General features: G+C 65.6%; 23 protein-coding genes. 17 read left to right on the top strand and 6 right to left on the bottom strand.

Going from position 1 to position 23,768, the window contains the following annotated elements:
• The first annotated feature begins 31 nt into the window (after positions 1-31).
• The 9 genes from B5F88_RS01590 to B5F88_RS01550 all read left to right on the top strand — a co-directional run bounded on the left by B5F88_RS01590 (position 32) and on the right by B5F88_RS01550 (position 7,553).
• Entirely contained in the window at positions 32-793 is a 762-nt protein-coding gene (locus B5F88_RS01590; RefSeq protein ID WP_087341242.1) for a LytTR family DNA-binding domain-containing protein, read from the top strand.
• A 61-nt stretch (positions 794-854) separates the two neighbouring features.
• Positions 855-1,346, top strand: a complete 492-nt coding sequence (locus B5F88_RS01585) for a hypothetical protein (RefSeq protein ID WP_087341241.1) — start codon at positions 855-857, stop codon at positions 1,344-1,346.
• 34 nt (positions 1,347-1,380) lie between these two features.
• Positions 1,381-1,884, top strand: a complete 504-nt coding sequence (locus B5F88_RS01580) for a hypothetical protein (protein ID WP_087341240.1) — start codon at positions 1,381-1,383, stop codon at positions 1,882-1,884.
• 63 nt (positions 1,885-1,947) lie between these two features.
• Positions 1,948-2,367, top strand: a complete 420-nt coding sequence (locus tag B5F88_RS01575) for a DUF4854 domain-containing protein (protein WP_087341239.1) — start codon at positions 1,948-1,950, stop codon at positions 2,365-2,367.
• 145 nt (positions 2,368-2,512) lie between these two features.
• Positions 2,513-3,985, top strand: coding sequence for a pyridoxal-phosphate dependent enzyme (locus B5F88_RS01570; RefSeq protein ID WP_087341238.1), 1,473 nt, complete (start codon positions 2,513-2,515; stop codon positions 3,983-3,985).
• 14 nt (positions 3,986-3,999) lie between these two features.
• On the top strand, positions 4,000-5,253 hold the full coding sequence (locus tag B5F88_RS01565; RefSeq protein ID WP_087341237.1) for a threonine synthase: 1,254 nt from the start codon (positions 4,000-4,002) through the stop codon (positions 5,251-5,253).
• Position 5,254: 1 nt separating this feature from the next.
• On the top strand, positions 5,255-5,593 hold the full coding sequence (locus tag B5F88_RS01560) for a hypothetical protein (protein WP_087341236.1): 339 nt from the start codon (positions 5,255-5,257) through the stop codon (positions 5,591-5,593).
• Positions 5,594-5,610: 17 nt separating this feature from the next.
• The gene (gene hydA / locus B5F88_RS01555) at positions 5,611-6,993 is read left to right on the top strand and encodes a dihydropyrimidinase (RefSeq protein ID WP_087341235.1); all 1,383 of its coding nucleotides are present in this window, start codon (positions 5,611-5,613) and stop codon (positions 6,991-6,993) included.
• 11 nt (positions 6,994-7,004) lie between these two features.
• Positions 7,005-7,553, top strand: a complete 549-nt coding sequence (locus B5F88_RS01550; RefSeq protein WP_242959586.1) for a nucleotidyltransferase family protein — start codon at positions 7,005-7,007, stop codon at positions 7,551-7,553.
• A gap of 55 nt (positions 7,554-7,608) precedes the next feature.
• On the opposite strand, the gene B5F88_RS01545 is transcribed toward B5F88_RS01550, so the two are convergent.
• From B5F88_RS01545 to B5F88_RS01520, 6 genes are all read right to left on the bottom strand, one after another.
• Positions 7,609-8,268 carry a 3-oxoacid CoA-transferase subunit B gene (locus B5F88_RS01545; RefSeq protein WP_087341234.1) on the bottom strand — a complete coding sequence of 220 codons (660 nt, stop codon included), beginning with the start codon at positions 8,266-8,268 and terminating at the stop codon, positions 7,609-7,611.
• Entirely contained in the window at positions 8,268-8,960 is a 693-nt protein-coding gene (locus B5F88_RS01540) for a CoA transferase subunit A (RefSeq protein WP_087341233.1), read from the bottom strand. The genes B5F88_RS01545 and B5F88_RS01540 overlap by 1 nt, the downstream gene beginning before the upstream one ends.
• A gap of 80 nt (positions 8,961-9,040) precedes the next feature.
• Positions 9,041-10,300: an acetyl-CoA C-acetyltransferase gene (locus B5F88_RS01535; protein WP_087341232.1), complete on the bottom strand. Its 1,260-nt coding sequence runs from the start codon at positions 10,298-10,300 to the stop codon at positions 9,041-9,043.
• Between the two features lie 228 nt (positions 10,301-10,528).
• Positions 10,529-12,478 (bottom strand): ABC transporter permease, encoded by a 1,950-nt coding sequence (locus tag B5F88_RS01530; protein ID WP_087341231.1) that lies wholly within the window; start codon positions 12,476-12,478, stop codon positions 10,529-10,531.
• A complete protein-coding gene (locus B5F88_RS01525; RefSeq protein WP_087341230.1) occupies positions 12,453-13,355 on the bottom strand; it encodes an ABC transporter ATP-binding protein in 903 nt (300 codons plus the stop codon). Before B5F88_RS01525 ends, B5F88_RS01530 begins: the two co-directional genes overlap by 26 nt.
• The gene (locus B5F88_RS01520; RefSeq protein WP_087341229.1) at positions 13,352-13,741 is read right to left on the bottom strand and encodes a GntR family transcriptional regulator; all 390 of its coding nucleotides are present in this window, start codon (positions 13,739-13,741) and stop codon (positions 13,352-13,354) included. Before B5F88_RS01520 ends, B5F88_RS01525 begins: the two co-directional genes overlap by 4 nt.
• Positions 13,742-13,944: 203 nt before the next feature.
• On the opposite strand from B5F88_RS01520, the gene B5F88_RS01515 reads away from it, so the two are divergent.
• From B5F88_RS01515 to mfd, 8 genes are all read left to right on the top strand, one after another.
• Positions 13,945-14,445: an HD domain-containing protein gene (locus B5F88_RS01515; protein WP_087341228.1), complete on the top strand. Its 501-nt coding sequence runs from the start codon at positions 13,945-13,947 to the stop codon at positions 14,443-14,445.
• Between the two features lie 148 nt (positions 14,446-14,593).
• On the top strand, positions 14,594-15,787 hold the full coding sequence (locus tag B5F88_RS01510; protein ID WP_087341227.1) for a DapH/DapD/GlmU-related protein: 1,194 nt from the start codon (positions 14,594-14,596) through the stop codon (positions 15,785-15,787).
• A gap of 55 nt (positions 15,788-15,842) precedes the next feature.
• Entirely contained in the window at positions 15,843-16,802 is a 960-nt protein-coding gene (locus B5F88_RS01505; RefSeq protein ID WP_087341226.1) for a ribose-phosphate pyrophosphokinase, read from the top strand.
• 69 nt (positions 16,803-16,871) lie between these two features.
• The gene (pth, locus tag B5F88_RS01500) at positions 16,872-17,468 is read left to right on the top strand and encodes an aminoacyl-tRNA hydrolase (RefSeq protein WP_087341225.1); all 597 of its coding nucleotides are present in this window, start codon (positions 16,872-16,874) and stop codon (positions 17,466-17,468) included.
• Between the two features lie 110 nt (positions 17,469-17,578).
• Entirely contained in the window at positions 17,579-18,412 is an 834-nt protein-coding gene (locus B5F88_RS01495) for a VanW family protein (RefSeq protein ID WP_087341224.1), read from the top strand.
• On the top strand, positions 18,409-19,761 hold the full coding sequence (locus B5F88_RS01490) for an AMP-binding protein (protein ID WP_087341223.1): 1,353 nt from the start codon (positions 18,409-18,411) through the stop codon (positions 19,759-19,761). The genes B5F88_RS01495 and B5F88_RS01490 overlap by 4 nt, the downstream gene beginning before the upstream one ends.
• A complete protein-coding gene (locus B5F88_RS01485) occupies positions 19,758-19,991 on the top strand; it encodes a phosphopantetheine-binding protein (protein WP_087341222.1) in 234 nt (77 codons plus the stop codon). Before B5F88_RS01490 ends, B5F88_RS01485 begins: the two co-directional genes overlap by 4 nt.
• Before the next feature lie 71 nt (positions 19,992-20,062).
• Positions 20,063-23,572 (top strand): transcription-repair coupling factor, encoded by a 3,510-nt coding sequence (gene mfd, locus B5F88_RS01480; protein ID WP_087341221.1) that lies wholly within the window; start codon positions 20,063-20,065, stop codon positions 23,570-23,572.
• Positions 23,573-23,768 lie beyond the last annotated feature (196 nt).

Here is a 23,768-nt window from a genome sequence, read left to right as displayed (position 1 = left end):
AACTTTTGAGAGAGGAAAAGGGTGACTTACCTTGTTTCAAATCGCGGTTTGTGACGACATACCGGAAATTGTCCGCCAGGTCTGTTCCGTTCTGGAGGGCTCGGCCCTGAGCGGGCAGATCCACATAGAGGACTACAGCTCCGGCGCGGCGCTGGCCCAGCAGCTGCGGGCGGGGGCGCGGTACGATCTGCTGATTCTGGACATTGAGCTGGATGAGGTGGACGGGGTATCCATCGGCCATCTGCTGCGGGACGAGCTGCGGGACTCCACCGCCCAGATCCTGTACATTTCCGGCCGGCAGCAGTACGCCATGGCCCTGTTTGACACCCGGCCGCTGAATTTCCTGCTCAAGCCTCTGGACGAGGCCAAGCTGCTGGACTGCGTGGCCCAGGCCATCCGCCTGGCCCGGCCGGGGGAGGCCCTGCTCACCGTCCTGGTGAACCGCAGCCCCCAGACCCTGACCGCCCGCAGCGTGCGCTATATCGAGAGCTACCACAAGCGGGTGACGCTCCACACCGTCCAGGGGGAGCTGGTGTGCCGGGACAAGCTGGAGAGCCTGGCCCGGCAGCTGCCCGACGCCCTGTTTGTGCGCATCCACCAGTCCTTCCTGGTGAACATCCTGTACGTCTCCCGGGTGCAGTACGACCGGCTCACCCTGGACGACGGCACCCAGCTGTCGGTGAGCCAGTCCTACCGCCGGGCGGTGCGCAGCCGGATGATGAAAGCCGCCCCCTGGCAGGACGGGCCGGAAGGGGACGGATTTCGCCCTTTGGCCGACGAAGTTGGCCGGTAGGGTGGACGGATTTCCTTGTACATTGCTATAATATCGCCACTGCAAAGAGAGGGTGACATATTTGAAGCGATTCAACATCACTGTACAGGGAAAACCGTATGATATCCGCCTGCGGGCCTATTCTGTGGAGATCAACGGAACCCGCTATAAGCTCCGCAGCCTGCCCGCCCGCAAAGTGATCTTCCTCACCATGGAGATTGATCTGCCCATTGAGGGGGCCAGCGTGATGCTGGTGCCCGGCCTGGTGTCCATGGAGCTGGTGGTGGACGGGGTTTACGTGCGCAGCGGCAAGCCCTATACCCCCATCGGGAAGGTGCCGGTGTGGGGCTATGTCCTCAGCGCCCTGAACCTGGTGCAGGTTATAAACGGCGCCATCGGCGTGCTGCTGGGCTTTTTGGGTATCTACCTGACCCTGCGTATCTCCACTGCCGAGGATATCGCCCCGCCGGTGCGGATCCTGCTGAGCGTGGCCTATCTGGTGCTCTCCTGGGTGGCCATTATCCTGATTGCCGCCTTGCTGGTTATAGGCGGCGGGTATCCCACATATTACTAATGAGATTGATTGAGAAAGAAGGAGGGTATCAACCGTGACAGAGCAAAAACCCAATACCTTGCTGCGGGTGGGCTGTTTCCTCTTTATTTTTGGAGGGATTCTGTCCTGCCTGGTGAGCGTGGTGACCTATATGGCCGCCGTCGGCACCATGCTGGACGTGGACGACGCCACCTATGACTACATCAACCAGGCCGCCCTGGAGCAGACCGACGGTATGTTCGGCGGCCAGGAGATCATGGGCGTTGTGTCCGGCATGGTCTTCGTCATGTGCGCCATCGCGGTGATCATGCTGATCGTGGACCTGATTGCCGGGCTGATGGGCCTGTCCCGCAGCCGCCGGCCGGAGAAGTACGGCTTTTTCCTGGGCTGGGGCATCCCCCTGCTGGTCATCGGCGTGCTGGGCACCCTGATGGGCGGCATCTTTACCCCGCCCGCCCTGGTGGGCATCGTGTGCGGCGTGGTGGCCCCCATTCTGTTTATTGTGGGCGGCGTTCAGCAGAACAGGCTCCACAACCAGAACACCAGCCCCCGGTTTTGATGGGATCTCCGCGGCGTCCGCCGCGATCCAAACCTATGATTGATGATTGAGAGGAGAAAGAACATGAAAAAGCGCATTGTATCCCTGGCCATGGCCGCCTGCCTGGTGCTGTCCATGATGGTCACCCTGTCCGCCTGCGGCGGCAAGCCCACCCTGGAGGAGTACTACAACTCCGACGCCATGCAGACCATCATCACCGCCGCCGTCTCCCAGTATGAGGCCCAGGGCGTGGCCTGCTCCGTCACCGCCTCCGGCGACGAGCTGCGCTACGACTTCACCATCGACATCCAGACCACCGAGGAGGAGCGGGCCATCTACGCCGAGACCCTGGAGTCCCAGATGCCTGCGGATTACCAGGAGTTCATTGACGAGGCCAAGAGCATCAAGGAGTCCGTCTCCAACGAGACCGTCACCGTGGTGGTTACTTACTACGACGCCGACGCCAACGTGCTGTACACCCAGTCCTATTCCTCCGACGGCTGATTGCCGCCGAGCTTCCCCAGCCGGGACGCCGCCACAGGGCGGCGTCCCGGTTTTTGTATCCCCGGCGGGGCAGAATTGTCTTTGATTTCCGGTCGGGCTGTGCTATCATGGGGATATCATCACCAACGGAATAGGAGGCGTTTGCATGATCGACCTGACCATAAACCGGGAGGCGCTGGCGCGTAACATCCAGAAGGCCCGGGAGAACCAAGTGGTGCTCCCCACCTACGAGAACATGAAGCACCCCGAGACCGTGCCGGAGGCGGTCCAGGCCCGGCTGAAGAGCGTGGGCCTGTGGGACGTGGACCCGGCCAACCTGTTCCGCATTACCTGGAAAAACCAGCCCACCCAGTCCGGCGGGCTGTATCAGGCGGTGCCCAACTACATCGAGCTGCCCCCCGCCCTCACCGGCGTGCCCGCCCGCATCGTGGCCCTGGTGGGCAAGTGGTTCCCCACCGGCTGCCACAAGGTGGGGGCCTCCATCGGCTGCCTGCTGCCCCGGCTGGTCACCGGCCAGTTTGACGCCACCTACCACCGGGCGGTGTGGCCCTCCACCGGCAACTACTGCCGGGGCGGCGCCTTCAACTCCAAGCTGCTGGGGGTCAAGTCGGTGGCGATCCTGCCCGCCGGCATGAGCCGGGAGCGGTTTGAGTGGCTCAGCCAGATCGCCGGGGAGGTCATCGCTACCCCCGGCTGCGAGTCCAACGTGAAGGAGATCTTTGATAAGACCTGGGAGCTGCGCCAGGAGCCCGACTGCATGATCTTCAACCAGTTTGAGGAGATGGGCAACCACCTGTGGCACTATCAGGTCACCGGCTCCGCCATCGCCGAGACCTTTGAGGCCATACGCCGCCCCGGCGACAAGCTGGCGGGGGCCTGCTTCACCTCCGGCTCCGCCGGCACCATCGGCTGCGGGGACTACCTGAAGGAGGTTTACCCCCAGATGAAGCTGGCGGTGGGGGAGGCCCTCCAGTGCCCCACCATTCTGGAAAACGGCTTCGGCGACCACCGCATTGAGGGCATCGGGGACAAGCATATCCCCTGGATCCACAACGTCAAAAACACCGACATGGTCATCGCCATCGACGACGAGGACTCCCAGCGGCTGCTGCGGCTGTTCAACGACCCAGCGGGCCTGGCCTACCTGAGGGAGGCCGGGGTGCCCGAGGAGACCCTGAACCAGCTCTCCCTGCTGGGCATCAGCGGCATCGCCAACGTGCTGTGCTGCGTGAAGCTGGCCAAGTACTACGAGCTGACCGGGCGGGACGTGGTCTTTACCGTCCTCACCGACTCAGCCGACATGTACCGCTCCCGCATCGCCGAGCTGGAGGAGCAGTACGGCCCCTACTCCGACAAGGCCGCCGCCGTGGACCATGCCCTCCACCTGCTGGGCCTGCGCACCGACTCCATGGCCGAGCTGAATTATTACGACCGCAAGCGGGTCCACAACCTGAAGTACTACACCTGGGTGGAGCAGCAGGGGAAGGACATGCACGAGCTCAACGACCTGTGGTACGACGAGGACAAGACCTGGAAGGGCATCCACGGCCAGGCCGCCGCCCTGGACGAGCTGATCAACGCCTTCAACGAGGAGACGGGCGTGCTCAAGAGCCTGTAAAAGGGGGTTCCTCCATGAAATATGTGCTGGGCGCCAAGTGCGTCAAATGCGGCCGGGAGTATGCCGCCGTCCCCGACCTCACCACCTGCGCCTGCGGGGGGATCCTGGACATCCAATACGACTACGCCGCCATCCGGCGGGACTGCTCCCCCAGGGACCTGGAGGGGAACCCCGACCGCTCCATGTGGCGGTACCGGCCCTTCCTGCCGGTGGAGGAGACCACCGCCCCGCCCCCCCTGCGGGTGGGCTGGTCGCCGCTGTACAAGGCGGACCGGCTGGCGGGGGAGTTGGGCCTTAAGACCCTGTACATCAAGGACGATGGCCTCAACCCCACCGCCTCCCTGAAGGACCGGGCCTCCGCCATGGCGGTGGCCAAGGCCAAAGAGGCGGTGGCGGACACCATCGCCTGCTCCTCCACCGGCAACGCCGCCTCCTCCCTGGCGGGGAACGCCGCCGCCGCGGGCTTTGCCACCTACATCTTTGTGCCCAGCCGGGCCCCCAAGGGGAAGGTGGCCCAGCTGCGCATCTTCGGGGCCACCGTCATCAGCGTGGACGGCTCCTATGAGGACACCTTTGAGCTGTCCAGGGCCGCCATTGACAAATGGGGCTGGTACAACCGCAACGCCGCCATCAACCCCTACCTGTCGGAGGGGAAAAAGACGGTGACCCTGGAGATCATGGAGCAGCTGGGCTGGCAGGTCCCCGACTACATCGCCCTGTCGGTGGGGGACGGCTGCACCATCGCCGGGGCCTGGAAGGGCCTGAAGGACCTGTACGCCGCCGGGTTCATCGAAAAGCTACCCCGGCTCATCGCCGTCCAGGCGGAGGGCTGCTGCCCCCTGAACCGGGCCATCCAGACCGGCCAGCCCTGGCAGCCCATGGAGGAGAATACCCTGGCCGACTCCATCGCCGTGGGGGTGCCCCGCAACCCGGACAAGGCCCTCAACGCCATTCGGGAGTCGGAGGGGGTGGCGGTCAACGTGTCCGACGAGGAGATTCTCTCCGCCATGCGCCTGCTGGGCCGCACCCAGGGGGTGTTCGGGGAGCCCGCCGGGGTGACCGGCACCGCCGGGGTGAAAAAGGCCCTGGAGCTGGGGCTGATCCCGCCAGACAGTACGGTGGTGAGCATCGTCACCGGCAACGGCCTGAAGGACGTGGCAAACGGCATCAAAGCCGCCGGGGAGCCCATACTGGTCAGGCCGGACATGGAGGCCCTGCTGGCCGCTTTTGCGGCTCACCACATTACACCCGTGGAAAGGAATCATTGATATGAACGTACGCGCCGCCAAGGTGGGAGTCTGGTTCTACATGCTCTTTACGCTGGCCAGCTTTGCCACCACCGTTATTCTCTACATCACCACCACCGGCATGGGCACCATCGCCATCGCCTTTCTGCCCCTGTGGATGGCCTACACCGTATTCTCCCTCATCAAGAGCATTGCCGACCTGATCGGCGCCCAGCAGCGGGTGGCCAACTTTACCCGGATGATGGACCGGTGGGAGGACGCCTTTGAGAGCCGGGGCAAGGCCCTGCTGCTGCTGTTCTTTATGACCATGGCGGTGGGGGCCGTCAAGATGGCGGTGCCTGTGATTTTGGCTCAGTTTTGAGAGAGGGGGTTTCTTCCATGTCCATACTCATTCAAAACGGCACTCTGCTCTGCCCCGAGGGGCCGGTGCAGGCCGACCTGCGGGTGGAGGGGGAGCAGATCGCCCAGATCGGCCCCAACCTGCCCGTGGGGGACAGCCAGGTGATTGACGCCAGGGGAAAGCTGGTCTTTCCCGGCTTTATCGACACCCACACCCACTTTGAGATGAACAAGGGCACCATCCGGGAGACCGCCGACAACTGGGAGAGCGGCACCCGGGCCGCCCTGGCGGGGGGCACCACCTGCGTGCTGGACTTCGCCGAGACCCAGCGGGGGGCCTCCCTCCAGTCCGCCCTGGAGGAGTGGCACAGCCGGGCCGAGGGCCACGCCAGCTGCCACTACGGCTTCCATATGACCATCAAGGACTGGGACAGCCGGATCCTGGAGGAGATCCCCCGGATGAGCGAGCAGGGGGTCACCTCCTACAAGGTGTACCTGGCCTATGCCAACATCCGGGTGCCCGACGGCGTGGCCTATGAGGTCATCAAGGCCGTAGGGAAAGAGGGGGGCATTGTGGGCTGCCACTGTGAAAACGGCGACCTCATCGACGCCGCCATCGCCGAGCTGAAGGCCGCCGGCAAGCTGTCTCCTGCCAGCCACCCCCTGTCCCACACCGCCGTCATGGAGGCCGAGGCGGTGGACCGCTGGCTGGCCCTGGCCGAGCAGGCGGGCTATCCGGTGAATGTGGTCCACCTGTCCACCCAGCGGGGCCTGGAGGCCGCCCGGCGGGCCAGAGCCCGGGGCCAGAAGGTGTACCTGGAGACCTGTCCCCAGTACCTCACCATGACCGAGGAGAAGTACCACCTGCCCGGCTTTGAGAGCGCCAAGTACGTCTGCGCGCCCCCTCTGCGGCCTCAGTCCGACGTGGATGCCCTGTGGCAGGCCCTGGAGGGCGGGGAGATCGACACCATCGGCACCGACCACTGCTCCTTCAACTTCCACCCCACCAAGGAGCTGGGGAAGGACGACTTCTCCGCCATCCCCGGCGGCATCCCCGGCGCCGAGCACCGGCCCGCCCTGATGTACACCTACGGGGTGCGCTCCGGCCGGATCACCCCCCATCAGATGATGCTGGCCCTGGCCCAGCACCCCGCCCAGCTTTTCGGCATGTTCCCCCACAAGGGGGCCCTGCAGGTGGGCAGCGACGCCGATATTGTGATTTTCGACCAGGATCACACCTGGCGGATTACCGCCGAAGCCCAGTACCAGCGGGTGGACTACACCCCCTATGAGGGGATGGAGATGGCGGGCCGTACCGACACCGTGCTCCTCAGCGGCCAGGTGGCCGTGGCGGGGGGCAAGGTGGTGGCCGAGGGCCTGGGCCGGTATGTCCACCGGGGCCCCGCCCAGTTCTGGCGGTGAGGGTAGGCGGTGTGCTGCTGGCCTCCGGCCAGGGGAAGCGGTTCGGGTCCAACAAGCTGCTGACGGCGGTGGATGGGGTGCCCCTCTACCGCCGGGCCATGGACACCCTGGCGGGGGCCGGGCTGGACCGGCTGGCGGTGTGCTCCCCCTACGGGGAGATCCTGGCGGCGGGGGAGGAGCTGGGCTTCCTCCCCCTCAGAAACAGCGGCGCGGCGGAGGGAATCTCCGCCTCCGTCCGGCTGGGCCTGTCCGCCATGGAGGATCTGGACGGCGTGCTCTTTTCGGTGAGCGACCAGCCCTATCTGACTACGGATAGTATTATCCGGATGCTGGATGTCTTTTGGGAATTGGAAACCAGCCTGTGCGCCCTGTCCTGGCGGGGCCGGCGGGGGAACCCGGCGGTCTTTCCCCGGGACCTGTTCGGGGAGCTGGCCGCCCTCACCGGCGACGTGGGGGGCGGGGCGGTGATCCGCCGCCACCCGGAGCGGCTGATCCTGGTGGAGGCCGCCTCACCCCGGGAGCTGGCCGACGTGGACACCCCGGCGGACCTGCTCCCATAGCAAAAAACAAGCCCCGCGGCTTTGCCGCGGGGCTTGTCTGATATATGGGGTGAAATCAGCACATGGGCTTGAGGTCGGGGGAGACGATCAGCTCGGCAGCGGTGGCGGCCTGGATCTGCTCCACGGTGAACTCGGGGTTGTACTCCACCAGCTCCAGACCCTTGTCGGTCACGTTGATCACGGCCATCTCGGTGATGATCTTGGTGACGCAGTGCACGGCGGTGTAGGGCAGGGTGCACTTCTTCAGGATCTTGGGGTTGCCCTTGGCGGTGTGCTCCATGGCCACGATGACTTCCTTGGCGCCCACCAGCAGGTCCATGGCGCCGCCCATGCCGGGCATCTTCTTGCCGGGGATGATCCAGTTGGACAGGGAGCCCTCCTCGTCCACTTCCAGGCCGCCCAGGATGGTGGCGTTGACGTGGCCGCCCCGGATGAAGCCGAAGGAGGTGGCGGAGTCAATGTAGCAGCCGAAGGGAGCGGCCTGGGCAGGCTGTCCGCCGGCGTCGGTCTTGTACTTGGGGTCGGCCTCCTCGGCGGAGGGCTTGGCGCCGGTGCCGATGATGCCGTTCTCGGACTGGAGGATAACCTCCACGCCCTCGGGCAGGTAGGCGGGAACCAGGGTGGGCAGGCCGATGCCCAGGTTGACCACGTCGCCGTCCTTCAGCTCCTGAGCCACACGCTTGGCGATAAAGCCCTTGATCTCAGACTTTTCCATTATGCATTCCCTCCATCCACGATGTAGTTGACAAAGGCGCCGGAGGTAACCACGTTCTCAGGCTCGATGTCGCCAATCTCCACCAGGTTGTCCGCCTCGCAGATCACCACGTCGGCGGCGGTGGCCATGACAATGTTGAAGTTGCGGGTGGTGCCCTTGTACCAGACGTTGCCGAACTTGTCCACAGTGTGGCCGTTGATGATGGCAAAGTCGGCGTGAACGGGCTGCATCAGCAGGTACTCCTTGCCGTTGATGGTCTGCTTGCCCATGCACAGCGGGGAGTCCTCCACAATGGTGCCCACGCCGGTGGGGGTGAGCACGCCGCCCAGACCGGCGCCGGCGGCCCGGATCATCTCGGCCAGGGAGCCCTGGGGCACCAGATCCACCTGCAGGGTCTTTTCCACCATGCCCTGGGTGCCCACGTCGGGGGTCATGCCCACGTGGGTGGCGATGACACGCTTGACCTGCTTGTTGTGGACCAGCTTGGCCATGCCGTAATACTCCTCGCCGTGGGGGCCGGTGGCCATGCCGCAGTCGTTGCCGATGATGGTCAGGTCCTTGGTGCCCTTCTTGGCCAGGGCCTCGATCACCTTATGGGCGCTGCCGCAGCCCAGGAAGCCGCCGAACATGATGGTGGCGCCGTCGGGGATCATGTTCACCGCTTCCTCAATGGAAATTACCTTGTTGCGCACGATTGTTACCCTCCTGTATGTAAAATAAGGGGATTCAGGGAAGGCGTGCCGGAGAGCGTCCGGCACTCCTTGTTATAATTTTAACACTTTTCGAAGATGGTGGCAACACCCATGCCGCCGCCGATGCACAGGGTGGCCAGACCGCGCTTGGCGTCGGACCGTTTCTGCATCTCGTGGAGCAGGGTGACAATGATGCGGGCGCCGGAGCAGCCCACGGGGTGGCCGATGGAAATGGCGCCGCCGTTGACGTTGACCTTGCTCATGTCGAAGCCCAGCTCACGGGCCACGGCGATGGATTGGGCGGCAAAGGCCTCGTTGGCCTCCACCAGATCCATATCCTCGATCTTCAGGCCGGCCTTGGCCATGGCCTGACGGGAGGCGGGCACGGGGCCCACGCCCATGATCTTGGGATCCACGCCGCCCTGGCCCCAGCTCACCAGCTTGGCCATGGGCTTCAGGCCGTACTTGGCAACGGCCTCGCCGGAGGCCAGCACGATGGCGGCGGCGCCGTCGTTGATGCCGGAGGCGTTGGCGGCGGTGACCCGCTGCACGTGCTGTTTGGCGTCGGCCTCATGGACCTGGGTGACGTCAAAGGTGTGAACGATCTCGTCCTCCACGCCCTCGGGACCCACGGGGAAGGCGCCGCGGAGCTTGGACACGCTCTCCATGGACACGCCGGCCTTGGGGTACTCGTCCACCTTGAACTCCACCATTTCCTTCTTCTTCTTGACCATGACGGGGACGATCTCGTCCACGAACTTGCCGGCGGCCTGGGCGGCCTCGGTCTTATTCTGGGAGGACACGGCAAAGGCGTCCATCTCTTCCCGGGTAATGCCCCACACGTCGGCGATGTTCTCGGCGGTGGTGCCCATATGGTAATTGTTGTAGGCGTCCCACAGGCCGTCCTTGATCATGGTGTCCACCACCTTCTTGTCGCCCATGCGGGCGCCCCAGCGCTCATCGGGCAGGGCGAAGGGGGCGGCGGACATATTCTCGGTGCCGCCGGCAACCACCACCTCGGCGTCGCCGGACAGGATGGCCCGGGCGCCCTCGATGACGGACTTCATACCGGAGCCGCACACCATGCCCACGGTGTAGGCGGGTACGGAGTAGGGCAGGCCGGCCTTTACCCCCACCTGGCGGGCGGGGTTCTGACCCTGAGCGGAGGTAAGGATGCAGCCGAACATCAGCTCGTCCACCTGCTCGGGCTTCACGCCGGCCCGGTTCAGGGCCTCCTTCACCACGACGGCGCCCAGATCCACGGCGGGTACATCCTTCAGACTGCCGCCAAAAGAGCCCACGGCGGTACGGCAGCAGTTGACAACATAGACTTCTTTCATGTACATAGACCTCCAGACGATTTTTAAAATTTTCCCATGCAAAAACACCCTTCGAGCAAGATTATACCTCCGCGTTTACGAAAAATCAACCGCGGGAGCAGGGGATTTTTGGTTATTTCCTGCACGGAGCCGCCAAAGTTTTTCGCCGTGGCATTTTCCTTTTGTCAAAAATGCAAAAAGAGGGCAAAAAGGCGCTCCGCCGTAAAGCGGAGCGCCCAAAGGTGCCGGTTAGCTTTCCATCATCTGGTATTCCGCGTGGGAGGGCAGCATGGTGTCCGGGTCGATGCCGTACTTTTCCAGCACCGCCATGGTGTTTGTCGCGCTCCTCTGGAGGGTGATGGCGATGGTGCGGGTGCTGGCCTGTGTGGCCGCGGCGGCGGGAGCGGTGCCGGAGACCGTCACGCTCTGGTTTTCCTGGGCGGTCTCCACCAGGCGGTAGGTCAGCTGCAGATCGCAGTAGCAGCAGTTTTCCAGCCGCTCCCGGTCCTCCAGCAGATAGCGGCGGCCCAGGTTGCCGGCGGCCAGGTCGGCCCTGACGGCCGCCTCCAGCTCGGGGAGGGCCTCGGCGGGCAGATACTCCTTGAAGTACAGGCCCCGGGATACCCCGTCCCGGTACACGGCGGTGAGCACAGCATCCACCAGCCGGTCGTCCTCCGACAGGCCGGCAAAGTAGGATTGCTCCGACAGGCCGGGGACGTTGAGCAGGGCCTGGAGCATGGCGTCGGGGGAATCGGGGTCGGTCAGGGTCTCGGTGGTCACCGGCAGGTAGTAAGACCGCTCCATGATCGAGCCGTCGGTGAGGATATAGGTCAGGGAGAGGTCCACGCCGTCCTCGGTCTGGACCTGCAGGCCGTCGGCCTCGTCCACCGACCAGGAATTGCCCTGATGGTTGGCGGCCTCCTCCAGCCAGCCCTTCTCCTGGGTAATGCGCTGGTGGAGCTCCACCAGCTGCCCGATCAGCTCCGGGTCCTCCAGGGTGTAGGTGTTCCACCGCAGATCGTCGTCCGGGTAGGAGCGCACGCTGCTCAGGTAGACCCGCTCCACCTGGGCGGCGGCGGGCACCCGGCGCTCAAAGCCGAAGCCGTCCAGCTCCATCAGGCACATGGCGGCGGTGAGCACGGCCAGGAACACAGCGCAGCCCTTCCAGCAGGGCCTGAACACCCAAAAGCTCTTGTGCAGCAGCATGGCGGCCACAAAGTAGCCGAAGGCGCCCCAGAGGAGCATCCACGCCAGCAGGATCCAGGCGCTGCGGGGCAGCAAAGAGGAGAAGATGTTGTCAAACAGGCTGCCCAGGGTGATGGAGCAGCAGAAGGCCACCCCGTACTGGAACACGGGCTTTACCCAGCCCACGCTGACCACATCGCCGGCGCTCTCCAGCTGCCGGCGGCGGTACACCACCAGAGCCAGCCCGGCGAAGGCCACCCCCACCAGGGCCAGCAGGAACACATAGCCCAGGCCGGAGAAGTAGGCGCTGTTGGTCCCCGCTTCCCCGTATTCGATGCCGGTGTGCTGGCCCAGGTACAAGATGGGGGTGAGCCAGGTGGCCACATCTTCCATCCAGGCGGCGCCGGTAAAGCCGAAGAGGAACCGGCTGGCCATGTCCTGCAGCAGGTAGCACAGCCCGGCGGCCAGGATGTTCAGGATGCCGTAAAAGGCGGGCAGGGCCAGAATGTGGCCGGTGAACATGGCGCAGAACACGGCGAAGGAGTAGAAGAACAGATTGAGCAGGCAGGTCACCACCAGCCAGGTGAACAGGCTGCTGAACACCAGGATGCCGAAGGCGGCCTCCACCGCCACCGACAGCAGGAACACCGCCAGGTTGGGGACGATCAGGAAGGCCAGGCCCGACAGGTAGTTGGTGAGAAACAGCCCCTCCCGCCGCAGGGGCAGGGTGTGGAGAAACCCGGCGGAGCGGCTGGAGTAGAGGTAGGAAAACACCGCCATGGCGGCCAGGATGCCAAAGACCAGGGAGAAAAAGACGGCGGCGCCAAGGTAGCCGCTGCAGTATTCCAGCGGGAGCATCCGGGCCTGCCCCCGGCCCATGTACTCCCCGTTGACCAGCACGTTCACCGGCAGCAGCATCAGCCACAGAAAGCCGTACAGCCCCCAGATGGGCCAGAACCGGGACAGGTTCTTGCGGAAGAGGGTGAAATTAAAGTACAATGTCGCGGACCGCATAGTCCTCACCTCCCAGCTCATAGATAAAGATCTCCTCCAGCGTCAGGGGCAGGGCCTCCAGCAGAATGGGGGCCAGCACAGCCAGCCGGTTGGTGACCTCGGTGGCGTTGCCCCGGACAATGAGGGTGTGGATGCGCCCCACCTGGGACACGTGGAGGACCTCCAGACCCTCCGGCAGCTGGGGCATCTCCCGCTCCTGGAACACCACCTGCATTTTCACCAGGTTCTCCTGCAGATCGGTGAGGGAGCGCTCGATGAGCACCTTGCCGTGGGACAAAATCCCCACGTGGTCGCACACGTCCTCCAGCTCCCGCAGGTTGTGGGAGGACACCAGCACCGTGGTGCCGTGTTCGGCCACGTCCCCCATCAGCAGGCTCCACACCTGCCGGCGCATCACCGGATCCAGGCCGTCCACCGGCTCGTCCAGCACCAGCACCTCCGGCCGGCAGCACAGGGCCAGCCAGAAGGCGGCCTGCTTCTGCATACCCTTGGACAGGCGGCGGATGGCCTGCTTTTCATTGACGGTGGAGAACACGTCCTTCAGCGCCTCGTACCGCCCCTGGTCGAACCGGGGGTAAAAGCCCTTGTAAAAGCGCATCATGTCCCGGGTGGAGGCCGACAGGAAGTAGTACAGCTCGTCGGGAATGTTGGCGATGCGGGCCTTGGCCGCCGGATTTTCATAGATGGGGTTGCCCTCCAGCAGCACCAAGCCCGAATCCTGCCGGTAGATGCCGGTGACGTGCCGCAGCAGGGTGGACTTGCCCGCCCCGTTGGGGCCCACCAGCCCGTAGATGGACCCACGGGGGACCGTCATGGTCAGCCCGTCCAGGGCCCGGAACCCGTCAAAGCTTTTGACCAGGTTTTTGGCTTCGATCATTGCCCTCTCTCCTCTCTGGCTGTCCTGCGTCCGGCGGCCTCCTCCAGCCGCCGGGCCAGCTCCTCCGCCGTCATGCCCAGAAACAGAAGTTCCGCCGCCGAGGCGTCAAACTGCTTGAGCAGCCCCTCCCGCCGGGCGGCGTTCACGTCGGCCTGGGGGGAGGCGAAGGAGCCCTTGCCCGCCACGGTGTAGAGGTAGCCCTCCCGCTCCAGGGCCTCGTAGGCCCGCTGGATGGTGTTGGGATTGATGGCCAGGGAGGAGGCCAGCGCCCGCACCGAGGGCAGCTTATCCCCCGCCTGCAGGGCCCCCGTCACCACCAGATGCCGCAGGCCGTCCTTCACCTGTTCGTAAATGGGCCGGGCGTCCCGGTAATTGAGTTGGATCATGGTTCCGTCTCCTTTCGGAAACTGTATGATGTGAAGTAGTACAGTCAGTATACGCATTGGGCCGGGGAAAGTCTTTAATTATTTCTGACGTTTTCCTGTCGGTTTTGGAATTCCCCGTAAAACGGCAAATTTCCAGTGACAAGGCAGGCGGGAGGGGTTATAATACATACAATAAACACAAAACACAGAAAGAGGGGGAGTATATGCGGGAGGAAGCCTGGCAGGACTATCTGGACTGCGTGGGGGAGCTGCTGGCCTCTCCCCAGGTGCAGGCCATGCGGGACATCCGCCACCACCCGGGGGTAAGCTGCTATGAGCACAGCGTATTTGTCTCTTACACCGCCTTCCGGCTGGCGGAGCGGTGGGGGGGCGACCGGCGGGCGGCGGCCCGGGGGGGCCTGCTCCACGACCTGTACCTCTACGACCCCAAAAGCCTGCCCTCCTACAGCCAGTGCTTTGCCCACCCCATCGCCGCCCTGCGCAACGCCGCGGACCTGTGCGGGGGCCTGGAGCCGGCGGAGGCCGACGCCATCCGGGCCCACATGTGGCCCATGGCCCGCCACATGCCCCACTGCCGGGAGGCGGCCGCGGTGTGCCTGGCCGACAAGCTGTGCGCCACGGCGGAGGTGCTGGGCTTTTGGCGGAGCGCCCGGCTGCGGCGGATGGCCCTGGCCATGCGTCCGGCGGCGGTGCACATTCGGTAAAGAAGGGGCAAAAATTTCCCCGGAAATTGTGGAAGGACACAAAGCGGGAAAAATAGTCTGGTTTTTTTGAAAAATCCAATGCTTTTTTCCCCGACCTTTGCTATAATCTGAACAGATGGTAAATCTTTAATCTGAGGTGAAGCCAACTATGAGCGCAACTGGAGCGGTAATTTTTCTGCCCAGAGAGGGAAACGGCGCCTCGGTCATGCTGCAGGAGCTGCTGTTCGACCCTGCCGCCCGCTGGCTGGCCCAGTCCCTGAGCGACGCGGGGGTGGAGCGGTTCTTCGTGGTCTGCCACAGCGACGACCAGGAGAAGGCCCAGGCCTGCTTCCCGGAGGGGACGGAGTTCGTCACCGGCGTCAGCCAGGACGCGGTGGAGCAGCTGGTGGGCTTTCTGGCCACCCTGGAGGGCAAGGCGGTGGTGATCACCCGCCCGGTGCTGCTGGACTGGCAGGAGGCCAGGCAGCTGGTGACCGAGCCCAACGTCAGCTCCATGGACGACAAGGACACCGGAGTGTACCGGGTGGACGCCGAGGCCCTGGCCGCCGCCCTGGGGGACGGCGTGGGGCTGGAGGACGCCCTGAAGGAAAACGGCGACAAGCTGGGGGGCCGCAGCGTGTGGTTCCAGGGGCGGTACGCCCTCCGCTCCGGCTGGGCCGGCCGGATGGAGGCCGAGATGACGGTGCGCCAGTACGGCGCGCTGCGGCTGATGCGCTCCGGCGTGCGGGTGATGGACCCCAACGCCTGCTATGTGGGGCCCCAGGTCCAGGTGGGGGAGGGCACCGTGCTCCTCCCCGGCACCATTCTCCGGGGCAGGACCGTCATCGGCAAAAACTGTGAGATCGGGCCCAACAGCATGGTGCGGGACTGCACTGTGGGGGAGGGCGTGAGCATCAACGCCTCCCAGCTCAACGAGAGCACGGTGGAGGAGGGCGCCACCGTGGGTCCCTTCGCTTACATCCGGCCGGGCTGCCATGTGGGGCCCCATGTGAAGGTGGGCGACTTTGTGGAGCTGAAGAACTCCACCATCGGGGAGGGTACCAAGATCTCCCACCTGACCTACGTGGGGGACTCCGACGTGGGCGGCCACGTCAACTTCGGCTGCGGCACCGTGACGGTGAACTACGACGGCGCCCAGAAGTACCGCACCACCATCGGGGACAACGCCTTTATCGGCTGCAACACCAACCTGGTGGCCCCGGTGAAGGTGGGGGAGGGGGCGTACACCGCCGCCGGCTCCACCATTACCGACGAGGTGCCCGCCGACTCCCTGGCCATCGCCCGTACCCGGCAGACCGTGAAAAAGCAGTGGGCCGCCAAGCGCCGGGCCCGCAGAAGGTAAACTCATCCCTCTGGGGTGGAAATATAGAGATTTACGTGAGAGGATGTTTGAAGACATGATTGCACACGGTAAGGACATCAAGATCTTTTCCGGCAATTCCAACCGCGCTCTGGCCGACGCCATCTGCAAGGAGATGGGTATGGAGCTGGGCAACGCCGAGGTGGGCGCCTTCTCCGATGGAGAGAACTTTGTCTCCATTTACGAGACCGTCCGCGGCTCCGACGTGTTCGTGGTCCAGTCCACCAGCTCCCCGGTCAACGACAACCTGATGGAGCTGCTCATCATGATCGATGCCCTGAAGCGGGCCTCCGCCGGCCGGATCACCGCCGTAATCCCCTACTTCGGCTACGCCCGTCAGGACCGCAAGACCAAGCCCCGGGATCCCATCTCCGCCAAGCTGGTGGCCAACCTGATCACCCGGGCCGGCGCCGACCGGGTGCTGACCATGGACCTGCACGCCAACCAGATCCAGGGCTTCTTTGACATCCCTGTGGATAACCTGCTGGGCAACCCCATCTTCACCAACTACCTCCACGACCGCTTTGCCGGCCAGGAGGAGGACGTGATCGTGGTCTCCCCCGACGTGGGCTCCGTGGCCCGGGCCCGGGCCTTTGCCCAGAAGCTGGGCATGGGTCTGGCCATCGTGGATAAGCGCCGCCAGAAGGCCAACTCCTCCGAGGTCATGAACATCATCGGCGACGTCCGGGGCAAGAAGGTCATCCTCTTCGACGACATGGTGGATACCGCCGGCTCCCTGTGCGGCGCGGCCCAGGCCCTGGTGGAGCTGGGCGGCGCCACTGACGTGATCGCCTGCGCCAGCCACGGCGTGCTCTCCGGCCCCGCCGTGGAGCGCATCCAGAAGAGCGTCATCAAGGAGCTCTACTTCCTGGACACCGTGCCCGCCAAGAAGGGCGTTTCCTGCGACAAAATCAAGTACCTCTCCGTGGCCCACCTGTTTGCCGAGGCCATTGAGCGTATCTACGAAGAAGTGTCCGTTTCCAAGCTGTTTGTGTAAGCGGATACAACCATACCGGGCAAAGGCGGGGGCGTTCCCCCGCCTTTGCCTGCGTTTGAAGGAGAATTTATGCTGTTTGGAAGGAACAAGACCTCCGGGGTGGAGTGGCTGCTGGTGGGCCTGGGCAACCCGGGGGACAAGTATGACAACACCCGGCACAATGTGGGCTTTGCCGCCATCGACCAGCTGGCCGAGGAGCTGCGGGTGCCGGTGCAGAAGCTGAAATACCGCTCACTCACCCAGACCGTGGAGCTGGGGGGCGCCAAGGTGCTGCTGATGAAGCCCATCACCTATATGAACCTGTCCGGCGAGGCGGTGGGGGAGGCGGCCCGGTTTTTCAAAATCCCAGCCGACCACGTGCTGGTGCTCTCCGACGATGTCTCCCTCCCCGTGGGCAAGCTGCGCATCCGCAAGGGCGGCTCCGCCGGAGGCCACAACGGCCTGAAGAGCATCATCCAGCACCTGGGCACCGACCAGTTCCCCCGGGTGAAGATCGGCGTGGGGGAGAAGCCTCACCCCGACTACGACATGGCCGACTGGGTGCTGGGGAAATTTGCCGGCGAGGACCTGAAAACCATAACCCAGGCCATCCAGCGGGCGGGAAAGGCGGCGGAGTGCTATATCCATGACGGCCCCGACCAGGCCATGAACCGCTTCAACGGCTGAGGGACTGTTGCCAAATCGTAACTTGCTTTTTCCGCTCCACCCGGTTAGCATGGGAAAAGCGGGGCCTGTGTCCCGCTTTCTTTACTGTATCCAGGCGGGAGGGAAGAGCCATGGCCAAGCGCAGACAGTTTTACCAGCTGAGCCCGGTGTGCTACCGCGTCTCCCTGTGGAAGGAGGGGCTGCGGAAATCCCTGGCCGACCGGCGGTCCGGGTTTCGGGCCGCGGAGCTGCGGCAGGAGGAATCCCTGCCCGTCATTGTGAAAAGCCACCGCTCCCCCGTGCTGCGGCGGCTGGAGGGGGTGGACATGGCCCTCCAGCAGAGCAAGCGGGTCAACCTGGCCCTGGCCGCCGGGTACATCGACGGCGTGGTGATCCGGCCGGGGGAGAGCTTCTCCTTCTGGCGGCTGGTGGGGGACCCCACCGCCAGGCGGGGGTTTGGCCCCGGCCTGACCATTGCCAGCGGCTGGGTGGGCACCGGCGTGGGAGGCGGGCTGTGCCAGGCGGGCAACCTGCTCCACTACCTGGTGCTCCACAGCCCCCTGACGGTGACCGAGCTCCACCACCACTCCGACGCCCTCTTTCCCGACGACCGGCGGCGGGTGCCCTTCGGCACCGGCACCTCCATTTTTTATCCCCACATTGACTACCGCTTCCGCAATGACACCGGCCAGACGGTGCAGCTGCGGCTGTGGCTGGAGGAGGACGACCTGTGCGGCGAGCTGCGCAGCCAGACCCCCTTCCCCCTGCGCTACCGCCTGCGGGAGGAGGACAGCCACTACGTAAAGGAGGGGGCGGACTACTACCGGGTCAGCCGGGTGTACCGGCTCACCCTGAACGGGGCCGGGGAGCAGGTAAACCGGGAACTGCTGCTGGACAACCACTCCAAGGTGCTCTTTGACCCCGCCCTCATCCCCCCGGACCAGCTGCGGGAGGAGACTCCATGACCGGGCCCCTGCTGGAGCGGGTGCGGGCCAACAGCATGACCCTGGGGGACCGGCCCGCCCTGACGGCGGGGGCGGACGTGATCCGCTGGCGGGAGCTGTGGCCCATGGCGCAGAGCCTGGCCGCCCGCCTGCGGCAGGCGGGGGAGGGGCCGGTGGCCCTGTCCGGCAGTCCGGACCAGGTGTGGCGTCCGGCGGCCTTTCTGGCCTGCCTCATTGCCGGGCGGCCCTACCTGCCCCTGGACCCCGGCCTGCCCCTCCGGCGGCAGCGGGAGCTGGCGGCGGGGCTGGGGGCCCAGTGGCTGGAGGAGGGGGAGGCCCTGGCGGGCTTTGCCGCCGGCCGGAGCTGTTCCCCGGCGGAGGACGGGGAGCGGCTGGCCTACCTCCTGTTTACCTCCGGCACCACCGACGCCCCCAAGCCAGTGGGCATCAGCCTGCGCAACCTGGAGTCCTTCCTCCGCTGGGCGGTCACCCTGCCCGGCCTGGCGGACAGCGCCGGGGAGACGGCAGTGGGCCAGGCGGCCTGGTCCTTCGACCTGTCGGTGGCTGACCTGTACCTGGCCCTGGTCCGGGGGGGCACCCATGTGGCCCTGACGGAGGAGGAAAAGGGGGACTACCCCGCCCTGCTCCGCCGGCTGGAGGCCTGCGACGCCGCCCTGCTGGTGACCACCCCCACCTTCCTGCGGCTGTGCCTGGCCGAGCCCGGCTTTTCCCCGGCCCGGCTGCCCGGCCTGCGGACGGTGTTCTCCTGCGGGGAGGCCCTGCCCCCCGCCGCCGCCCGGCGGCTGCTGGACCGCTTCCCCGGCTGCACCCTGCTCAACGCCTACGGCCCCACCGAGGCCGCCTGTGCCGTCACCGCCGTTCCCATTACCCGGGACATGTGCGCCGGTCCCCTGCCCGTCGGCCGGTGGGGGGAAGGGGCGGTGTCGGTGACTTTGGAGGAGGGGGAGCTGATCCTGTCCGGGGAGAGCGTGGCCCCCGCCTTTGGGGGGCGCTATGCCACCGGCGACCTGGGCTATGTGAAAGAGGGGCTGCTGTACTGGGCGGGCCGGAAAGATCATCAGCTGAAGTACAAGGGCTACCGCATCGAGCCCGCCGAGATCGAGGGCACCCTGGAGTCCCTGCCCGGCGTGGAGCGGGCGGCGGTGCTCCCCCGCCGGGGCCCCGGCGGAGAGGTGCGGGGCCTGACCGCCGTAGTGGAGGGCTCCGCCCCCGTGGAGGAGCTTCGGACGGGCCTGGCCCGGCTGCTGCCCCCCTGCAAATGCCCCGGCCGGTGGGTGACTATGGACCGCATCCCCCTGACCCCCAACGGAAAATGCGACCGGAAACGGCTGGAGGAGATGATACAATGAACCTGGAGGATTCTGTCCGGGCCCTGCTGGTCCAGGCCTGCGGGACCCAGCGGGTCCTGCAGCCCGGCGCCGACCTGCTGGAGGAGGAGCTGCTGGACTCCCTGGCCTTCATCGAGCTGCTGGAGGGCCTGGAGGACCTGGGGATCATCCTCCAGCCCACCCGCATTCCCAAAGACCGGTTCCGCACCGTGGACAGCATCCTGGCCCTGGTGCGGGAGTACGCCGGGTAGCCCCCGGGCCCACCGACGTGGGTCCCTACGTCTGTGACTTCCATATTTTTCTATTTAATTTGAGGTGTGCCATGAAACAACTGCTCTCCGCCCTGGGGGACATCCCCGAATACCGCGCCCTGACGGCGGCCGTGGACAACGGCGGCTGTCCGGTGGCCTTTTCCGGCCTGTCGGCGGTCCACCGGGCCCACTTTGCCGCCGGGCTCCACCAGGAGCTGGAGCGGCCGGTGGTGGTGGTGTGCGCCGACGAGGGGGAGGCCCAGCGGATGGAGCAGGATCTGGCCGCCCTGGCCGGGGAAAAGGTGACCACGCTGTCCGCCCGGGAGTTCACCTTCCACAACGCCGCCGTGGCGTCCCGGCAGTACGAGCACCGGCGGCTTTCCGTGCTCCGGGCGCTGGCGGCGGGGGAGTGCCCCCTGCTGGTGTGTACGGTGGAGGCCATCCTCCAGCGCACCATCCCCAAGACCCTGCTGACCCAGGCGGCCCAGGTGCTACGCATGGGGGAGCGCCACGACCTGAACGAGGTGGCGGACACCCTGGCCGCCGCCGGATACACCCGCTGCCAGCAGGTGGAGGGGGTGGGCCAGTTTGCCCTGCGGGGGGGCATCCTGGACTTTTTCTCCCCCGCCCACCCCAAGCCGGTGCGGGTGGAGTTCTTTGGCGACGAGATCGACGCCATGGGCCTCTTTGACCCGGACACCCAGCGGCGCATCGAGAATATCAGCGAGGCTGAACTGCTGCCCGCCGCCGAGGTGCTTCCCCAGTTTGCCCCGGGGGGCTTCGGCGGCCTGCTGGAGCTGCTGGACGGCCTTATTTCCCGGGTGCGGAAGCGGAAGGGGAGCGACAAGCTGCTGACCACCCTGGAGGAGGACCGGGAGAAGCTGGCCCAGGGGCTGAGCTTTCCCGCCATGGACCGCTATCTGGAACTCATCTACCCCCAGATGGCCACGGCGGCCGACTACTTCCCGGAGGACGCCATTGTGGTGCTCAGCGAGAGCCCCCGGGTGGCCGAGCGGGGGAAAAACTACCTGTGGCAGCTGGAGGAGGACGCCAAGACCCTGCTGGAGCGGGGAGAGCTGGCGGGGGAGCTGGCCCGGCTGGCCCGCACCCCGGAGGAGCTGTGGCAGGTTCTGGACCGGTGGCCGGTGTGCTGCCTGGACGCCTTTGCCTCCGCCCAGTGTCCCCTGCGGCCCAGGACGGTGCTCAACCTGCTGGCCAAGCAGCTGCCCTCCTACGGGGCCAGTTTGGAGACCGCCGTGTCGGATCTGGCCCACTATGTCTCCGAGGGGTTCCGCACCGTGGTGCTGGTGAGCAGCGAGCAGCGGGCCCTGAATCTCCAGTCCCTGCTGCGGGAGCAGAAGATGACCACCGCCGTGGACTTCCAGCTCCACGACCTGCCCGCCTACGGCAAGGCGGTGATCGCCGTGGGGGGCGTCTCCGCGGGCATGGAGTACCCGGTGGGCCGGCTGGCGGTGCTCACCGAGGGCCAGTCCGCCCTGGGGAAGAAGCGCAAGAGCAAGCCGGTGACCAACCGGCAGAAGCTGGGCTCCTACGCCGACCTGTCCCCGGGAGACCTGGTGGTCCACGAGCACCACGGGGTGGGCCGGTTCCTGGAGATGACCAAGATGACGGTGGACGGGGTGGAAAAGGATTTTGTGAAAATCGCCTACGCCGGCACCGACGTGCTCTACGTTCCCGCCACCCAGCTGGATCTGGTGAGCAAGTATATCGGCTCCGGGGAGGACGCCCAGGAGACCAAGAAGCTCTCCAAGCTGGGAGGCACCGACTGGGAGAAGGCCAAGACCCGGGCCAAGAAGGCGGTGAAGGACCTGGCCAGGGGGCTCATTCAGCTCTACGCCCAGCGGCAGCGGCAGCCCGGCTTCGCCTTTTCCCCCGACTCGGCCTGGATGAAGGAGTTCGAGGACCAGTTTGAGTACGCCGAGACCGACGACCAGCTGCGGTGCATCGCCGAGATCAAGGGGGACATGGAGCAGCCCCGGCCCATGGACCGGCTGCTGTGCGGCGACGTGGGCTACGGCAAGACCGAGGTGGCCTTCCGGGCCATTATGAAGTGCGTGCTGGACGGCAAGCAGGCCGCCATCCTGGTGCCCACCACCGTGCTGGCCCGGCAGCACTATCTGTCCGCCAAGCAGCGGTTTGCCAAGTACCCGGTGGAGATCGACGTGGTGAGCCGCTTCCGCACCCCCGCCCAGATGAAGGAGACCCTGCGGAAGCTGGAGCAGGGGGGCATCGACCTCTTGATCGGCACCCACCGGCTGTTCCAGAAGGACGTGAAATTCAAGGACCTGGGCCTGCTGGTCATCGACGAGGAGCAGCGCTTCGGCGTCCAGCACAAGGAGAAGCTGAAGGAGCTCTCCAAACAGGTGGACGTGCTCACCCTGTCCGCCACCCCCATTCCCCGCACCCTGAATATGGCCCTCAGCGGCATCCGGGATATGTCCACTCTGGAGGAGCCCCCTCTGGACCGGCAGCCGGTGCAGACCTATGTGCTGGAGCACGACTGGGGGGTGCTGATGGACGCCGCCCGCCGGGAGCTGGAGCGGGGCGGCCAGGTCTACTACCTCCACAACCGGGTGGAGACCATCACCCGCACCGCCGCCCGGATCAAGGAGATGCTGGGGGAGGACGTGGAGGTGGCGGTGGCCCACGGCAAGATGAGCCAGGAGGAATTGAACGAGGTCATGACCCGCATGAGCGGGGGGGAGGTGGACGTGCTGGTGTGCACCACCATCATCGAAACCGGCATCGACATCGCCAACGCCAATACCCTCATCATCGAGGACGCTGACAAGATGGGCCTGGCCCAGCTCCACCAGATCCGGGGCCGGGTGGGCCGGTCCACCCGCCGGGCCTACGCCTATCTCACCTACCGCCGGGGGAAGGTGCTGACCGAGGTGGCCTCCAAGCGGCTGGGGGCCATCCGGGAGTTTGCCGAGTTCGGCTCCGGCTTCAAGATCGCCATGCGGGATTTGGAGATCCGGGGGGCGGGCAACGTGCTGGGCCCCGAGCAGAGCGGCTTTCTGCTCAGCGTGGGCTACGACATGTACCTCAAGCTGCTGGAGGAGGCGGTGCTGGAGGAGCGGGGGGAAAAGCCCCAGCGGCCTACCGAGTGCGCCGCCGACCTCACCGTGGCCGCTTCCATCCCCGACCGGTACGTGCCCTCCCCCGAGCAGCGGATGGACCTGTACCGCCGCATTGCCGCCATCCGCTCCGAGGCCGACGCCGACGAGCTGATGGATGAGCTCATCGACCGCTACGGCGACCCGCCCCGGACGGTGAACAACCTCATTTCGGTGGCCCTCCTCCGGGCGGACGCCGCCGCCAACGGCATCTCCCAGATTGACCAGAAGGGCACCAATTTGAATTTCTACCTGGACGGCTTCGACCTCCAGCGGGTGAGCGCCCTGTGCGGCCTGGACAAGTACCGGTCCCGGCTGCTGTTCTCCGCCGGGGAGAAGCCTTACCTGTCCCTCCGGCTGAAAAAGGGGGAGGATGCCCTGAAATTCGGCCGCAGGCTGGTGGAGGACTACGCCAAAACCGCCCCCGCCGCGGCGGAGTGAAATGTGAAATTTCAATGAATGGGAACCGGTACTTCTTGCCTGAACTGGGGAAATAGTGTACACTGTACCCTGCTGAACGCAAATAAGGAGGATTTGGAACGATGAATTGGAAGCAACTCCTGTGCGCGGGTCTGTCCGGCGCGCTGCTGCTGGGGGCCCTGTCCGGCTGCTCCGACCAGCCCGCCGACCCCACCCC

This window comes from Flavonifractor sp. An306, from assembly GCF_002159455.1.
Taxonomy (GTDB): Bacteria; Bacillota; Clostridia; order Oscillospirales; family Oscillospiraceae; genus Flavonifractor.
The sequence above is the reverse complement of the archived record's forward strand: the minus strand, read 5'-3'. Positions and strand labels throughout refer to the sequence as shown.

Coding starts and splice junctions, on each gene's coding strand:
- B5F88_RS01560 (WP_087341236.1), top strand. CDS start 5,255: ATGAACGTACGCGCCGCCAAGGTGGGAGTCTGGTTCTACATGCTCTTT.
- B5F88_RS01525 (WP_087341230.1), bottom strand. CDS start 13,355: ATGATCGAAGCCAAAAACCTGGTCAAAAGCTTTGACGGGTTCCGGGCC.
- B5F88_RS01570 (WP_087341238.1), top strand. CDS start 2,513: ATGATCGACCTGACCATAAACCGGGAGGCGCTGGCGCGTAACATCCAG.
- hydA (WP_087341235.1), top strand. CDS start 5,611: ATGTCCATACTCATTCAAAACGGCACTCTGCTCTGCCCCGAGGGGCCG.
- B5F88_RS01485 (WP_087341222.1), top strand. CDS start 19,758: ATGAACCTGGAGGATTCTGTCCGGGCCCTGCTGGTCCAGGCCTGCGGG.
- B5F88_RS01520 (WP_087341229.1), bottom strand. CDS start 13,741: ATGATCCAACTCAATTACCGGGACGCCCGGCCCATTTACGAACAGGTG.
- B5F88_RS01575 (WP_087341239.1), top strand. CDS start 1,948: ATGAAAAAGCGCATTGTATCCCTGGCCATGGCCGCCTGCCTGGTGCTG.
- pth (WP_087341225.1), top strand. CDS start 16,872: ATGCTGTTTGGAAGGAACAAGACCTCCGGGGTGGAGTGGCTGCTGGTG.
- B5F88_RS01505 (WP_087341226.1), top strand. CDS start 15,843: ATGATTGCACACGGTAAGGACATCAAGATCTTTTCCGGCAATTCCAAC.
- B5F88_RS01495 (WP_087341224.1), top strand. CDS start 17,579: ATGGCCAAGCGCAGACAGTTTTACCAGCTGAGCCCGGTGTGCTACCGC.
- B5F88_RS01510 (WP_087341227.1), top strand. CDS start 14,594: ATGAGCGCAACTGGAGCGGTAATTTTTCTGCCCAGAGAGGGAAACGGC.
- B5F88_RS01515 (WP_087341228.1), top strand. CDS start 13,945: ATGCGGGAGGAAGCCTGGCAGGACTATCTGGACTGCGTGGGGGAGCTG.
- B5F88_RS01490 (WP_087341223.1), top strand. CDS start 18,409: ATGACCGGGCCCCTGCTGGAGCGGGTGCGGGCCAACAGCATGACCCTG.
- B5F88_RS01565 (WP_087341237.1), top strand. CDS start 4,000: ATGAAATATGTGCTGGGCGCCAAGTGCGTCAAATGCGGCCGGGAGTAT.
- B5F88_RS01535 (WP_087341232.1), bottom strand. CDS start 10,300: ATGAAAGAAGTCTATGTTGTCAACTGCTGCCGTACCGCCGTGGGCTCT.
- mfd (WP_087341221.1), top strand. CDS start 20,063: ATGAAACAACTGCTCTCCGCCCTGGGGGACATCCCCGAATACCGCGCC.
- B5F88_RS01545 (WP_087341234.1), bottom strand. CDS start 8,268: ATGGAAAAGTCTGAGATCAAGGGCTTTATCGCCAAGCGTGTGGCTCAG.
- B5F88_RS01530 (WP_087341231.1), bottom strand. CDS start 12,478: ATGCGGTCCGCGACATTGTACTTTAATTTCACCCTCTTCCGCAAGAAC.